Source organism: Marinospirillum alkalitolerans, assembly GCF_045055655.1.
GTDB classification, from domain to species: Bacteria; Pseudomonadota; Gammaproteobacteria; order Pseudomonadales; family Halomonadaceae; genus Marinospirillum; species Marinospirillum alkalitolerans.
In genome coordinates this window covers 183,558-197,975 of record NZ_JBANFI010000003.1, presented here as the reverse complement: position 1 = coordinate 197,975, position 14,418 = coordinate 183,558, and the positions used below count along the sequence as shown (strand labels likewise).

General features: G+C 52.1%; 13 protein-coding genes. 9 read left to right on the top strand and 4 right to left on the bottom strand.

All coding sequences use genetic code 11. The features are described 5' to 3' along the window. Positions 1-184: 184 nt before the first annotated feature. From V6U78_RS05815 to V6U78_RS05795, 5 genes are all read left to right on the top strand, one after another. Positions 185-514 (top strand): hypothetical protein, encoded by a 330-nt coding sequence (locus tag V6U78_RS05815; RefSeq protein WP_405338364.1) that lies wholly within the window; start codon positions 185-187, stop codon positions 512-514. Between the two features lie 63 nt (positions 515-577). After that, positions 578-1,381: a response regulator gene (locus tag V6U78_RS05810; RefSeq protein WP_405338362.1), complete on the top strand. Its 804-nt coding sequence runs from the start codon at positions 578-580 to the stop codon at positions 1,379-1,381. A 142-nt stretch (positions 1,382-1,523) separates the two neighbouring features. Then, positions 1,524-4,154 (top strand): EAL domain-containing protein, encoded by a 2,631-nt coding sequence (locus V6U78_RS05805; protein WP_405338360.1) that lies wholly within the window; start codon positions 1,524-1,526, stop codon positions 4,152-4,154. Positions 4,155-4,216: 62 nt separating this feature from the next. Then, complete coding sequence (locus V6U78_RS05800) at positions 4,217-4,534, top strand: hypothetical protein (RefSeq protein ID WP_405338358.1); 318 nt, start codon at positions 4,217-4,219, stop codon at positions 4,532-4,534. A 62-nt stretch (positions 4,535-4,596) separates the two neighbouring features. Continuing rightward, positions 4,597-5,043: a flavodoxin domain-containing protein gene (locus V6U78_RS05795; RefSeq protein ID WP_405338356.1), complete on the top strand. Its 447-nt coding sequence runs from the start codon at positions 4,597-4,599 to the stop codon at positions 5,041-5,043. A 64-nt stretch (positions 5,044-5,107) separates the two neighbouring features. Here the strand turns inward: V6U78_RS05795 and V6U78_RS05790 are convergent, their stop codons facing one another. Beyond that, on the bottom strand, positions 5,108-5,392 hold the full coding sequence (locus tag V6U78_RS05790; protein ID WP_405338354.1) for a hypothetical protein: 285 nt from the start codon (positions 5,390-5,392) through the stop codon (positions 5,108-5,110). 102 nt (positions 5,393-5,494) lie between these two features. Next, a complete protein-coding gene (gene ppnN, locus V6U78_RS05785) occupies positions 5,495-6,871 on the bottom strand; it encodes a nucleotide 5'-monophosphate nucleosidase PpnN (protein WP_405338352.1) in 1,377 nt (458 codons plus the stop codon). A gap of 366 nt (positions 6,872-7,237) precedes the next feature. Between ppnN and V6U78_RS05780 the strand changes: the two genes are divergently transcribed. Continuing rightward, positions 7,238-8,638, top strand: a complete 1,401-nt coding sequence (locus V6U78_RS05780) for a xanthine/uracil/vitamin C permease (protein WP_405338350.1) — start codon at positions 7,238-7,240, stop codon at positions 8,636-8,638. Between the two features lie 98 nt (positions 8,639-8,736). Further along, on the top strand, positions 8,737-9,645 hold the full coding sequence (locus V6U78_RS05775) for a LysR family transcriptional regulator (RefSeq protein WP_405338348.1): 909 nt from the start codon (positions 8,737-8,739) through the stop codon (positions 9,643-9,645). 38 nt (positions 9,646-9,683) lie between these two features. Here V6U78_RS05775 and ppa read toward each other — a convergent pair whose 3' ends face one another. Continuing rightward, entirely contained in the window at positions 9,684-10,211 is a 528-nt protein-coding gene (gene ppa, locus V6U78_RS05770; RefSeq protein WP_405338346.1) for an inorganic diphosphatase, read from the bottom strand. Between the two features lie 261 nt (positions 10,212-10,472). Here ppa and V6U78_RS05765 point away from each other — a divergent pair, with 261 nt between their 5' ends. After that, positions 10,473-12,197 (top strand): protein kinase domain-containing protein, encoded by a 1,725-nt coding sequence (locus V6U78_RS05765; RefSeq protein WP_405338344.1) that lies wholly within the window; start codon positions 10,473-10,475, stop codon positions 12,195-12,197. A 100-nt stretch (positions 12,198-12,297) separates the two neighbouring features. Then, a complete protein-coding gene (locus tag V6U78_RS05760; RefSeq protein WP_405338342.1) occupies positions 12,298-12,831 on the top strand; it encodes a zinc ribbon-containing protein in 534 nt (177 codons plus the stop codon). Positions 12,832-12,889: 58 nt separating this feature from the next. Here the strand turns inward: V6U78_RS05760 and lnt are convergent, their stop codons facing one another. After that, positions 12,890-14,410, bottom strand: a complete 1,521-nt coding sequence (gene lnt, locus V6U78_RS05755; protein WP_405338340.1) for an apolipoprotein N-acyltransferase — start codon at positions 14,408-14,410, stop codon at positions 12,890-12,892. Between the last annotated feature and the right edge of the window lie 8 nt (positions 14,411-14,418).

Below are 14,418 nucleotides of genomic sequence, written 5' to 3'. Positions count from 1 at the left end.
TTTAAAAACCTTGATCTTAATAGTCATTTTAAGTGAAAGATAGACATACTAACGCCACATCTTCAACTCTGGCATCAGTCTTTTGTGACGCTTTGTAGCAACTTAAGGCAAAAAGCCAACTGACTCCTTAGAGAAGAAGGTTTATCATGCAAAATATCTTGTTGACTAAAAAGAGGGATGTCGCATGGCGATGACTCGCAGAGCCAAAATTAGACGCGCCCGTCAGTTGATTGCACTGACTTTGCTCGCTGAGCTGAAGACCAATCAACGCAATCTGCTCTCGCTCATTTTAGATAAAGCCACCTTCTGGTCTGAGGATCGTCAGGCTTTGCGTTTGCCGCCTCTTCCCCAGGCAGTGCAGATGCAAATTGCACGCACCCAAGGTCAGCGCCTCTATCGCCTGCGTGAGGCTGTCTTTCATCTGGCACCGAAAAAGACTGTGGAAGCGCGCCATCTTATTTATCGTGATGATGTTTATCAGCCCCGCTTACCCGGCGGCACACGGCGTCACTAGAACCACTCTTGGCTGTGCTGCTTGGCATGATCTTACACAGAAGATGATAGAGGAGAGAAAAGGATGAATAATCAAGCGGTTTTATCCCTTGATGAATTGGGTGTGCTGTTGGTTGAGCCTTCTTCAACACAAAGAAAAATTCTGCAAGCCCAGTTGAGTGCGCAGGGTATAGAGCAGCTTGAAGTGGTTGGTTCAGCGCGTGAAGCCTTGATGAAAATGCGCACCTATGTTCCTGATCTGTTGATTACCAGCCTCTATTTACCTGATGCGCAAGCGCATGAATTGTTTGCCCTGATGCAGCGTGATCCACGCCTACAAGGTGTGGCCAAGATGGTGGTTTCCAGCGAACAAAAGCGCGAAAACCTTGAAGCTGTGCGACAAGCTGGCGTATTGGCGCTCCTTCCTAAGCCTTTTAACCGTCAGGATTTGGTGCGGGCGCTTTCTTCAACGCTGGATTATCTCACGCATGAAGAAATCGATCTTGAACTCTATGACGTCACCCAATTACGCGTGCTGGTGGTCGATGACTCACGTATGGCGCGGAATCACCTGATGCGTGTGTTAAAGCAGATCGGTGTCGAGCACTTTGATGAAGCAGCAGATGGTCAGCAGGGTATCACTCTGTTAGAGCAGAACACCTATGATCTGGTTGTGACAGATTACAATATGCCGGTGATGGATGGTGAAGCCTTGATCAACCATATTCGCCAATCACCTAACTACTCACATGTGCCGGTCATGATGGTGACTTCAGAAGATGAATCCCGCTTGGCCTCGGTGCGCCAGTCCGGTGTTTCAGCGATCTGTGATAAACCCTTTGAAGTCAATCAGGTCAAGCAGCTGCTCGTGGCCTTGCTTGAGTCCTAATCTATCGTCGTCCAACTCCCAAGTGTGTCTCCGTCACCTGAAAGACCACCACACCTTGAGAAGCCAGTGCTGCAGGATGCAGGCTGGATAAAAAGAAACAGCAAAGACCAAAGGAAGGTGATTGGATATTGAGGAGAGGGTCTTGGAATTTTTGGCAGCACCAGCGGGGGAAAGTGTCAGTCTCTGTCTCGGGGAGGATCCCGAAGTGGGCAAGCTGGTCAGTCGAGGTCTTCTCACCTGTGCACCAGATCTGCCTTTAAAGCAGGTTGCACAGCGGATGTATCAAGCCAATGTCAGCTGTATTCTGGTGATGGAAGCCGAGCAGGTCGTCGGTATCTGGAGTGAAGGCGATACTCGCCGCCTCGATTTTAATCAGCCTGGCCTGCTGGACATGCCCATTCGTCAATGGATGAGTGCTCCTGTGGTCAGTATTGCAGCTGATCGGCCAATGAGTCAGGCTTCGGCGATGATGAAAAGCCAGCATCTGCGGCGCTTGCTGGTGGTGGACGCTGATCAGCAGCCGCTGGGTGTGCTCACGCAATCTGATATCGTGCGTCATCAAGGTGTTGAACACTATCTGTTGATGCGCAGCGTGGGCTCCAGTGTGACACGCGAGCCTCTGCGTTTATATGGCTATCTTTCTTTGGCTGAGGCCGTGCAGCGTTTGCGCGATACCGGTCGTGAAGCGGCGATTGTTGAGCGGGGTCGTGGCCTGCCTCCTGGTATTATCACCGAAAGAGACCTCATCAAGCTGCTGGCCTCTGCGCAACGTCCTGCCACCCTACAAGAAATTGCTGATCGTCCTCTGCTGTGTGTGCCGAGCGATATGAGCCTGCTCAGTGCTGTGGATTTGCTGCGCGAGAAGGGGTATCGCCATCTGGGTGTCCTAGAGGCCAGCGAGTCTTCAGACGAGATCAGTGCTGCCGGACGCATTTGCGGTCTCCTCTCTTTTAGTGACATTCTCGCCAGCATTGAGTCTGAGTATGTGCATCAACTGCGTGCCGCGATAGAAGCACGTGATCAAGCCCTGCAATCTTCGATGGAAAATCTGGTGCTGGCACAGAAGGTGATCGAGGCTTCTTTGGATGGCATTTTGATTACCGATGCCCAAGGCGTGATTCAGGCGGTGAATCCCAGTTTTACTGCGTTAACAGGCTATGCACCGGAGGAGGCCATAGGCCAAACGCCGAAGCTGCTCAGCTCAGGTTTGCATGATGCCGCTTTTTATCAAGAAATGTGGGACAGCCTGCATCGGCATGGTTATTGGCAGGGTGAAATCTGTAACCGACGCAAAAACGGTGACTTGTATACAGAATGGCTAACCATTACTGGTATACGTCATACGCAGGGAGAGATACGCCAATTTGCTGCTATTTTTAGCGATATTACCGAGCGTAAACGCAAAGAAGAGCAGATACATAGTCTGGCTTATTATGATGAACTGACAGGGTTGGCCAACCGGCGGCTACTCCAAGATCGGCTGGATTTAGCACTGGCGAATGCCAAGCGTCACCAACATAAACTGGCTCTGCTGTTTCTGGATCTGGATCTATTCAAGCGTATTAATGACACTCTAGGTCATCAGGCCGGCGATGCGGTGCTGAAAGAAGTCGCACAAAGATTGAACCAGCTGGCACGTGGTGGAGAATCCGTGGCGCGTCTAGGTGGTGATGAGTTCACCATTTTGATTCCTGAAGTCCAGGCTTTGATAGATGTGGAACAGCTGGCCGCCCAGATCGTCGGTTCTTTGTCTCAGCCCTTGTTGATTAATAAGCAAAGCCTGGTCGTCTCGACCAGCATTGGGATCAGTGTTTATCCTGATGATGGCCATAATGCTGAAATTCTGCTCAAGCATGCAGATACCGCTATGTATCGAGCAAAAGAAGCGGGCCGTAATCATTTTTGTTTTTATAACGCGATGATGGGCGAGCGTAATTACGCTGATTTGGCGTTGGAGCACGGTTTAAGAAAAGCGCTACGCCAGCAGGATTTGTTTGTTGTTTACCAGCCTAAAATAGATGTGGTCAGTCGTCAGTGGGTGGGATTAGAGGCTTTAGTTCGCTGGACAGATGAGCAGCTTGGCCCTGTCTCGCCCGCTGAATTTATCCCACTCGCTGAAAAACTAGGCTTGATTGAAGAGCTGGGTGAGTGGGTATTGGATGAAGTGATTCGACAGATGGCCGCCTGGCCGCAGCAGGTGCGCATTCCTGTTTCGATCAATGTGTCGGCTCGTCAGCTACTGGATGGGCAGTTTGCTGTGCGCATTGCCAAGCGTTTGGCCGCCTATCAGCTTCCCGCTCAGCGTCTCGAGCTAGAGTTGACCGAAAGCTGCCTTGTTCTTGGCCAGGATTCTACCCAGAAAACTTTGTTACGTGATCTACGAGCGCAGGGTATAGGTATTTCTGTGGATGATTTTGGTACTGGCTACTCTTCCTTGTCCTATTTGCGCCAACTCCCGCTAGACACGATTAAAATTGATGCGAGTTTTATTCGCGAGCTGCCAGGGAATCGTGAAGATGCACAGCTGGTTTGGGCCATTATCGGTATGGCCCGCGCGCTGGGATTAGATCTGGTGGCCGAGGGTGTCGAAACTGCGGCTCAGGCTACACTACTGGCCGGTTTAGGCTGCTGTGTTTGTCAGGGTTACTGGTTAGCGCGTCCTGCATCCGCAGATCAGGTCGCTCAGTGGATGGATGAAGTGGGTCCAGAGGCGCAGTGGCAGGGCTTTCCCGATGGATGGGAACCTTTTGCGCCTAGCGAGTCAGCCCCATAGCTGGTAAAAAGCGCTAAAAAAGGCCATGCTCAGCATTCATCTTGGTCAAAAAGGAGAAGGTCATGCAAACAGTGATAGACATCATGAAAGATCAGCTGCATAAACAGCAGATGCCTTTGGCAAGCTATCAGAAGCAATGGTTAGAGGCCATGGAACTGTTGGTCGAAACCGAAATGAGTGCATTGCGTACTTATTGGGAGGCTTGGTTTAATCTTTCTAAAACCTGCTTTGCAGGCCAGGATGCACAAAATCCGCTCGATCTTGGGCATGGCTGTGCTGATATGTTCTGCGCTTTTAATAAAGCCTTGCTGGAGCACCATCATCAGCGGCAGAAGATAGCCCAAGACTGGCGCGAGCGCATTTCAGAAATCATGTATTAATCCTGTGAAGCTGGTGAGCCTGTGTGCGCTGACCAGCTTTTTTTGTTTTTTAAGGAGCCTGAGTGAAAGTTTATCTGGCAGTGGGCAGTGTGTATGGTGGCGCGGCAGAAGTCGCAGAAGAATATCAGCGCGCTTTATCAGAAGCAGGCTTGGCAGCTGAGCTTGATGAAGCGCCACGGGTTGAGCGTCTGGGTGCAGAAGATATCTTGCTGGTCGTGACGTCAACCACAGGTCAGGGCGAGCTGCCTGATGCGATCCAGCCTTTTTTTCAGCAGCTAGAGTCGCAGGCGATGCAGTTAAGCGGACGTCCTTTTGCGGTCGTGGCGCTGGGTGATTCTTCTTATGGTGCCAGTTTTGCCGCTGCTGGCCGTGCCTTTCAGCACAAGCTGGAAGATCTGGGTGCTCAGGCGATTCAGCCTTTGCTGGTGATTGATGCTTTAGAGCATTTTCAAGCTGTTGATGGGGCGCAGGTTGCGATTCAGAGCCTGGTTGAGGCCTTGACACGCTGATGAGTATGGAAGGATCTCAGTGGCTAGAAAAGCGAATAAAAGGAGAGGCTCGCAGCACCGTCGCTTAGAAAGGATTGATAAACATCACCATCACCAGTAGCGCACCTAATACCAGCAGAATATCCAACACCCAACGACTAATAGAGCGTTTGCGCTTTTTAGGCTGGGCTTGGACGACTTGAGTACGGCCACCGCGTGCCGCTGTATTCGGTGCAGAACGAGATGAGGCTGTTTTTCTTTTGCGAGGCGCAGCGGATTTGCGCCTCTGCATCTGGCGTTTGAGCTCCTTTTCTTCATGCTCTTGTTTGCGCCTGAGAGCATCCTCCTTGAGCTTGGCCATATCCACCATGTTGAAAACTCCCATCTCTTAATACTGGCCGGCTAGTTTACAGCTTCACGCCAAGGATAACTGCAAAGCCCTGTGCTTTTATGTCTCAGATTCGTTGCAGGTTTAATTGATAATACGATAGCAGGGGTGATACTCCTCGCTGGCCAGCTTCATCCGCCCTTGAGCAACAAAGGCACGTAATAACTGATCCAAGGATTGCATTATAGCGGGTTCGCCCTTCAGCTCAAAGGGGCCATGCTGCTGGATGGCTTGAATACCTGACGCTTTGACATTGCCGGCCACAATACCGGAGAAGGCGCGTCTTAATTGAGCTGCCAGCTCTTCGGTGGGCTGGTTGCGATGGAGTTGTAATTGACGCATGGCTTCATGGGTAGGATGAAAGGGTTGCTGAAAGAGAGGGTTGATCTTTAAGTGCCAGTTAAAATAAAAGGCATCAGAATGCTGGCAACGATAATGGGTCACGTCTTCGATTCCCGCTTTTAAGTAGCGGGCAATTTCTGCCGGATTATTCATGATAATGCGGTATTTATGGCGTATTTCATCACCAAAGACCTGCACCAAGAAGGCATCAATCTGCTCAAAATAAGCGCGTGCTGATTCAGGTCCTGTCATCACGATGGGCAGTGGATGCTGCTGGTTTTCTGTACTACTCAGTAATCCAAGAAGGTAAAGGATTTCTTCGGCTGTACCCACGCCACCAGGGAAAACAATAATGCCATGGGCAAGGCGCACAAAGGCTTCCAGCCGTTTTTCAATATCGGGCATGATAATCAGCTGGTTCACTATGGGATTGGGCGCTTCAGCAGCAATAATCCCTGGCTCAGAAATCCCGATATAACGCCGCTGCGTGGTTCTTTGCTTGGCATGAGCTACGTTGGCGCCTTTCATGGGGCCTTTCATGGCGCCAGGGCCACAACCTGTGCAGATGTCTAGACCGCGCAGCCCAAGATGATAACCAACATCCTTGGTGTACTCATATTCTTCACGCGAAATCGAGTGGCCGCCCCAGCAGACTACCAGATTGGGAGAGAGGTTGGTTTGCAGGGCGCGTGCATTGCGCAGAATATGAAAAACCGCTTCGGTAGCGGCACTGGAATCTTCAAGATCATAGCGCGGATGCTGATCGATCTCATTGCAGACATAAACCAGATCACGAACCACTGCAAAAAGATGCTCGCGGATACCACGGATCATTTGACCATCAACAAAAGCCTCAGCAGGGGCTGCCGTTAGGCGCAGCTTAATGCCGCGATCCTGTTGTAAGACTTCAATGTCAAAATCTGGGTGCTGATCCAGCAGGGCTTGGCTGTCATCTTGTGGGCTGCCGCAGGAGAGCACAGCCAATGCGCAGCGACGCAGCATTTCGTGATGTCCATTGCTGGAGGTGTCTTTCAGTCGGTTGACTTCATCTTGAGATAAGACTTCAAGGCTACCCTCGGGGGAGACTACTGCATTGACACTGGTGCGTGTAAAGGTCATACCCACTCTCTCCTGATTGAATCATGGCTGATCTATCATAAAGCATCTTGTTGGTCTTTGCTGCCCTGAATTTTTGTGTGGTTTTTTCTTTTTTGTCGCGCTGCAGCAGAATAATATTTCATGTTTATTAATTTATTAGATTTATTTTTGCTTGTATTGCTGTTTATGCAGTTGAATCGACTGGTGTTCTGTTTGGGCAAGCAAGCGGTTGTTAGTGCCAAGGTCGAATAGTGCTCGCGTGCGAAGCAAGGTAAAAAAGCAACCACTGATGTTTCACACTGACAAAAATAGCAAAGTGAGCTCGGTGCCCGCGCAGGGGAAACCAACTCCGCAACACATAATGATAAATTGATAAGGAACGCAACAGTGCTCTTAAAACGCAAGCATGGTGAAGAACACCCTTATTGGCCGGCAGGGCCTTTTAAGATACGCCTACCCTTTATCCACTATCGCTGGGAAACCGCCGAGACCATCCAGGCTCTGGTGATGTTCGTCGTCGCGATGGGGATGATCCCGCTGCTTGAACGCTATCTGGGCCTGCCCTATGACGTGGCACTGGCCTATGTTGTGGTGTGCGGGATCGGCTTTATGCTCCCCAACTTGCTCGGCGTACCCTTTGTTCCTGGCTGGATTACACCGGCGATTCCAGTGGTTTTGCTCTACTTAGGCGATTTTGAGCCAGGTCCAGATGCGATTGTGGCTTTGGTGGCGCTGCAGCTGGTGGTTGCCTTGGTTTTCTTGTTTATGGCGGTGACTCGCCTTGGCAGTACACTGGTCAATAATATTCCGAACTCGATTAAAGCAGGGATTCTGCTTGGTGCCGGTATTGCCGCTATTTCTGGCGAGATCAGCATCGGTGGCCGTCTGCATAACACGCCAATCTCTTTGATTATCGGTGGCTTGGTGACGGCCTATGTGCTCTTTTCCTTGTCTTTCCGTGATTGGACTGAAAAGCACCGTTGGGCCAAGCTGATTGCAGGTTATGGCATGGTGCCAGGTATGCTGCTGACCATGATCATCGGTTGGTCTGTTAAGGAATATCCGCTGCCCGATATCGAGTGGGGCATCAATGTGCCTGCCTTTGGTGAGATCTGGAACTGGCTTCCCTTTACCTTGGGCTTCCCTACCTTAGCGATGATGGCGGCTGCGATTCCAACGGCGATTATTGCCTATATTATTGCCTTTGGTGACATCATTGTGGGCCAAAGCTTAATCAAGCGTGTTGACCACCTGCGTCCTGACGAGAAAATTGAAGTTAACGTTGACCGTGTTCACCTGATCACTGGTATTCGTAACGCCATTCATGCTTTCTTTGCGCCCTATCCTGGTTTGGCTGGCCCGCTGTTTACTGGTGTTATGGCCACCATTGCTGAGCGCTACCGTTATGGCCGCAATGCCATGGATACCATCTATTCTGGTGCGGGTGTGTTCTGGATTGTCGGTTTTATCGCGCTCTTTTTACTGCCGCTGGTCACTGTCTTCCGTCCTGTATTGCCCATTGCCTTGTCGATTACGCTGCTGATCACCGGCTATCTGTGTATTGCTGTCGCGGTTGAGCAGATCGATAACGCCACCTCGATGGGCGTAGCGGGTGTCATGGGTGTGGTTTTAGCCACGCACGGTGCCGCTTGGGGCCTGGGTGCCGGTTTGGTGATGTACTTCCTGATTGAGTTCCGTGGCCGTAAAAAAGCAGCCGAAGATACGGCCGAGCCGATCCACGTGGATGATAATATGCCGCAGGATAATGAAAAACCGGCTGATCGGTGACCTCAGCAACACGGATCATCTAGCATAAAAGTATTTCGGCATTACAATAAAGCCCCCAGCCCTTGGCTCGGGGCTTTTTCTATTTCTAGAGTTCACCTATGTTTAATGCGCTGTACTTCAAAACTTTTATCAGTCTGGTCGAAACAGGGAGTTTCACGCTCACCGCGCGTCGTCTTGAAATGACGCAACCTGCTGTGAGTCAGCAGGTACGCAAATTAGAGCAGTATTTTGGCCTACCCTTGCTGATGCGTCAGGGACGCAGCTTTGAGCTGACTCCTGCTGGCCGTCAGGTGTATGACTACGCCTTGCGGCTCTTTGCTGAGCATGATCAGTTTCGTCATCGTCTTGAGCAGGATCTCGCCGAAGGCGGCGAATGTCGCTTTATCTGCCCTGAGTTGGTGGGCGAGCTGTTTTATCCCTTTACCCTGGGTTATATGAAAAATTATCCGCGCCTGAAGCTGGATCTGCGCTTTGCAAACAATGCACAAGCAGCGCAGGAGGTCTTGCAGCGTAAGTCGGATGTGGCACTGGTCAGTGAGTTTACTAAGCATGCTGATTTACAGCTGCAAGAGTATATGCAAGAACCCTTGATTCTGGTGGTGCCGGCGGACTTTCAAGGGAACAAACTGCAAGATCTATTGAGCTTGGGCTTTATCGAGCATGAGCAGGGCGCTCAGTTGCTGTCTTCTGTGTTGCGTGCCAATTTCCCAGAGGAGTTTCGCGGCCAGCGACAGGTGACCCAGCGTGTCTTTATCAACCAGATGCATCTTGTGTTGGATGCGGTTGCACGGGGTTTGGGCTTTACTGTGGTACCACGCAGCATCTGGGAGGCTTCGACCTGGCAGCAGCTCACACGGGAGTGGCGTTTAGCGACTGAAGTCGAGTGGTCGATTTATCTGGTGCATCATCGCAAGCAGTCGATAAGTGAGCGCAGCCGTTATCTGCTGGATGAGTATCTGCTCTGGCGAGCTGGGCATCAGCCGCATGGCGTGAAAGATGGGGAGTGAGGTGGCGCTACCCTGCTGAATGCAGGGTAGCAGCGGGATTAGCCTTTGTAGGCAGCCGCAGCTTTTTCAATGGCAGCACGTGCTTCTGCTGCTGGGCCCCAAGCCTCAACCTTCACCCATTTACCTTCTTCCAGATCCTTGTAGTTCTCGAAGAAATGGGAGATTTGCTTGCGCAGCAACTCAGGCACATCTTCGATATCTTGGATGTCGTTATAGAGGCTGGTCAGCTTCTGGTGAGGCACGGCCACCAGCTTCTCATCGACACCCCCTTCGTCGGTCATATTGAGTACACCGACGGCGCGGCAACGAATCACACTGCCTGGCTCAACAGGGTAAGGAGTGATCACCAGCACATCGAGAGGGTCGCCATCATCACCCAGTGTCTGGGGGATATAGCCATAGTTAGCTGGATAGAACATGGGCGTCGCCATGAAGCGGTCAACAACTAACGCATCCATATCCTTATCAATTTCATACTTCACTGGGGAATGATTAGCAGGAATTTCGATGACAACGTAGATATCATCAGGCAAGGATTTTCCAGCTGGAATTTTGGTATAGCTCATTGCGTTGACCTTTTGCAGTGGTTGATTTTGCGCTGGAATTATACGCACCCTCGACCGATAAAACCAAGCGCAAGGCAGGGTATCAGACCAAGGGATAAGCTTTTTAGGCTCATTTTTATGCACAATTGAGACCAAGGGATAAGGGCTGAGGCTTGGAAGCAAGGCGCAGTCAGAGGATACTCTTGCCAAGCCCAGGTTGCTGCATTGCGCTGATCAAATCACACTTGGACACACATCGATGGAGCAGGTTGAGAAGGGGTCATGCATTTGGATGAATTAAAAGTCAGTTATGGGCAGGCCTATCTTGCTCAGGACCGGCGTCATGCGCGCTCTTCTATGGCGGTGAGCTATCCCAGAGACTCCCAACTGGCGGTGAAAGGTGTGGCGGGCGTGGTGTCGGATTCTACTTGGCGCAATACGCTGGCCAAGCAGGCTGGGGATCTGTGCGTGCGCGGGTTTATTGCTGACTACTATGCCACACCTGATAACTGGGATGTCAAAACTTCGGCCAACCGTGTCTTGGCGGCTTTAAATGCTTGGCTTTTTGCACAAAGCCGGACGCTCAGTCATGGCAGCTATATTAGCTCGATGAGTATTGCGGTGTTGCGTGGTCAACAGGGCCATCTTTTTCATATGGGCGATACGCTGGTGTATCGCATCAGAGGGGCTGAGGTACAGCAGCTCACGCGTGAGCACACGACTTTTCTAGGTGGCTACCGCTATCCTTCGCGTGCATTGGGGATGGATCCAAGCGTGGATATTGATTATCTGAACTTTAATCTGCGCCAAGGGGATTTATTCCTGTTCACCACTCAGGCTGTCAAAGGCACCTTGATGCCATCTGATCTGGTGCAGCTGGTGCGCCAACATCCTGAGGATCTACACCAGACCTGTGATGAAATCTTGAAGCAGGCGATTGAAAAAGCCAGTCGACGCGGCTATTCCAGCCATAACTTTTGTTTTCAGTTGTTGCGCGTGGATCAGTTGCCTCAGCAGCAGCAAGAGGATCTAGGCAGTGCCTATGCCAGTTTACCGGTACCAGATGAGTTGCGCGTCGGGGATGAGATCGATGGCTATCAGGTGCAGCAGGTGTTATCACGCAGCTTGACCAGTCGCCTGTATCGCGTCTTTGATCCACAAACACAGCTTCAACGTGTGCTGAAGGCTCCCTCACCTCAGCTGGCCCGAAAAAAAGAATTGATTCGCCACTTTATGTTGCAACAATGGGTTGTGCAGCGGGTTGGCTCGCCCTATATCGCCAAGGTCGTGGATCTTTCGCGTCCACGAACCCAGCTCTATTATCTGATGGAGTATATCGAAGGCCAGTCGCTGGCGCAGTGGCGGGTCGCCTATCCAGAAGCGGACATCAAGCAGAAGATCGATCTGATTGAGCAGCTGACCAAAGCTGTTCGCGCGCTGCATCGTCATGATGTGATGCATCAAAACCTGTCGCCGGAGAACATGCTGGTTGATCGTGATGGACGCTTGAAACTGGTGGATTTTGCAGCTTGCGGCCTGATGAATCCAGCCGATATGGAAGGCCTGCCGAGTCTGCTCACGCTGGCGCGCCGGGTTGGGCTCACGCCCTATTCTGCGCCAGAATATTATCTGGATCTGGCTCCAACACCGCGCGCCGATCAGTTTTCGATTGCGGCCATTGCCTATGAACTCTTCAGCGGCCATCCTCCCTATGCTGGACAACTCGAGCAGCTTCAGCAGCAGGTCGATACCAGCCGTTTGCATTATCTCTCTCTCGCGCAGCCAGGTACTGAGGTGCCGCCGTGGATGGATGCTGCCTTGCGTAAGGCTTTGCAGCCCAACCCTGAATTGCGCTATCGCCGCTTGTCTGAGTTGATCTATGATTTAAAGAAGCCACCGGCTGTTTATCGTGCATCGCTGGAGACAGGTGAGCAGCGCCCCGTGGCTTTCTGGAAGGGGCTGGCAGGCTTACTGCTCTTGTTATTGCTGTTGAGCTTGTTTTATTAATCGATTGCCGTGTTAAGCTGGAAAGCCTGAGAGGTATGACTCTGCCAGCTGGTACTGAGTGGCAAAGATGGCCTGAGCTGATCACGAAAAGGAGAAGACCATGTCCGATCAAGCCGAGCGTTTAGCTGCGCTTTATGATGAACTGGTGGAAAAGCTCTATCAGGTACAGCAAGAAGTTGAACAAGCCAGCCAGCAGATCAATCTGGAAGCGGAAATCCAGCGTCTTCTTGATGCTGAGCAAGAAGTGGAGCGTGTGACAGCAGAAGAGGCCAGTCTGCTACAGGCTTGGTTGAAGCGCGATCTGGTGGATCTACAAAAGCATCTCGCCACAACAGGCAGTGGTGTGGCCCAATGGCTGGCTCTAGAAGGCGCGGTTCTGGGTGAGCAGGTGATGCATTGGCTGCGTCAGATTGCTGATCCAGCCTTGTTAGATGCACGCACGCTTGAAGAAGATCTGCTCAGCCGTGAAGATCCCACCCTCTATCATGCTGGCGAACTGGCCATTGCAGGGGCTTTTGTGTGCACCCAGTGTGAAAAGCCTGTTGAAGTTGCCTATACCCACCGTCTTGAACCCTGCCATCGCTGTGATGGGCGTGTTTTCTTGCGCCGCAGTGCCGAGGCTTCCTCTCTCTAGACGGCTTCCCTTGTTGGTTGCCAAGTCGCCTCTTGATAGGAGGCGCTTGGCTTGTGTGCTAGTGGGCGTCACGCCGTGGCAGAGGCCACCAGCGTGCGGCGAGCAGCAGCAAGAGGCTGAATCCACCGGCTAACCAAGATCCCCACAACATAAAAGGCGTCTGCCCGGTGCGCGGCTGGAGCTGACCTATCAGCACTCCGTCTTCAAATTGAGGCAGCTGTTGCGTGATACGCCCATGATGGTCGATCAAGGCGGTGACCCCGTTATTGGTCGCCCGAGCCAGTGGACGCCCTGTTTCTAGTGCGCGCATTTGCGCGATTTGGCGATGTTGTAAGGGCCCGATTGAGGCACCAAACCAGCTGTCATTCGACACCGTCAGCAGCCAGTGGCTCTCTTGCGCTTGGCGTGCTGTAAAGTCGGCGTAGGCAATCTCGTAGCAGATCAGTGGGGCAATCTGGGTCTCGCCAAAGCTTAACTGACCGCCAGGAGGTGAGCCTGGTTGGAAGCTGGACATCGGCAGGTCAAAAAAAGCGATCAGTCCACGCAGATAGCGCTCCAAAGGGACATATTCGCCAAAGGGCACCAGAATACTCTTGTGATAAATCCCTGAGGCGCCGCCTGCTGTCACTAGGCTGTTATGAAAAGCCGAGGTGCTGGTTTCACGCGAGACCAGGCCAGAAATCAAGCCAGCTTCAGGGCCAGCATGACTGAGCGCGCGCGCAAAAAAAGGCGCGGCTTGATCGGGAAGCAGGGGAAGCGCTGTTTCAGGCCAGAGGAGCAGGTCGATCTCCTGTGCTGTGGCCGCTTCACTGAGGCGCAGATATTGATGAATAATCCGACCGCGCAGTTGAGGGTTCCACTTGTCTTCCTGAGCAATATTGCCTTGCACCAGTGCCAAGGTCAGCGGTGATCCCTGGGGTTGGGTCCATTGAACAGGTTGCAGCAGTAGACCCGCGATCAGAAGAGAAGCCAGAAGGCCGCTGCTGATCCAGCGTCGATGGCTGGTTTTGAGGCGCGTCATTGCGGCATGGCTGAATGGAGGTAAGCCATTTGGACGCCAGACTTGCAACAGCAGCAGGCCGAGCAGCACGCACAATCCAGAGACACCATAAACACCGAGAAGCGGTGCCCAGCCTGCCAGTGGGCTGCTGATTTGACTGCTGCCGAGCAGGAGCCAGGGAAAGCCAGTCAGGAACCAAGAACGGAATATCTCCATGACCACCCACAAAGCTGGCCAGCTCAGCAGCACCCAGCGTCCAGCGAGAAATCTTTGCCAGATCCAGGCATGCAGCGCAAAGAACAGTGCCAATCCAGCGACAAATAAGCCAGTTAAGAGCAGCGCCAAGGGAACCGGAGCATGGCCATGCTCATGGATGCTGACATAGACCCAGGATGCGCCAGAAGCAAACAGCCCCAGACCAAAGAGCCAGCCCAGCCAAGTGGCCCGCGCAACAGACTGCTGATCAAGAATCAGCAGCAGTACCAAGGGGGCCAACCAAGCCAGCGGCCAAAAATCAAAGGGGGCTGCTGCCAGTGTCAGAGAAGCGCCGCTCAGCAGCGCGAATAGAGCAAGTCGCATGTCAATCC

Bases quoted from the DNA above. Each gene is read 5' to 3' on its own strand.
- V6U78_RS05815 (WP_405338364.1), top strand. From the start codon at position 185: ATGGCGATGACTCGCAGAGCCAAAATTAGACGCGCCCGTCAGTTGATT.
- V6U78_RS05810 (WP_405338362.1), top strand. From the start codon at position 578: ATGAATAATCAAGCGGTTTTATCCCTTGATGAATTGGGTGTGCTGTTG.
- V6U78_RS05800 (WP_405338358.1), top strand. From the start codon at position 4,217: ATGCAAACAGTGATAGACATCATGAAAGATCAGCTGCATAAACAGCAG.
- V6U78_RS05790 (WP_405338354.1), bottom strand. From the start codon at position 5,392: ATGGTGGATATGGCCAAGCTCAAGGAGGATGCTCTCAGGCGCAAACAA.
- ppnN (WP_405338352.1), bottom strand. From the start codon at position 6,871: ATGACCTTTACACGCACCAGTGTCAATGCAGTAGTCTCCCCCGAGGGT.
- V6U78_RS05775 (WP_405338348.1), top strand. From the start codon at position 8,737: ATGTTTAATGCGCTGTACTTCAAAACTTTTATCAGTCTGGTCGAAACA.
- ppa (WP_405338346.1), bottom strand. From the start codon at position 10,211: ATGAGCTATACCAAAATTCCAGCTGGAAAATCCTTGCCTGATGATATC.
- V6U78_RS05765 (WP_405338344.1), top strand. From the start codon at position 10,473: ATGCATTTGGATGAATTAAAAGTCAGTTATGGGCAGGCCTATCTTGCT.
- V6U78_RS05760 (WP_405338342.1), top strand. From the start codon at position 12,298: ATGTCCGATCAAGCCGAGCGTTTAGCTGCGCTTTATGATGAACTGGTG.
- lnt (WP_405338340.1), bottom strand. From the start codon at position 14,410: ATGCGACTTGCTCTATTCGCGCTGCTGAGCGGCGCTTCTCTGACACTG.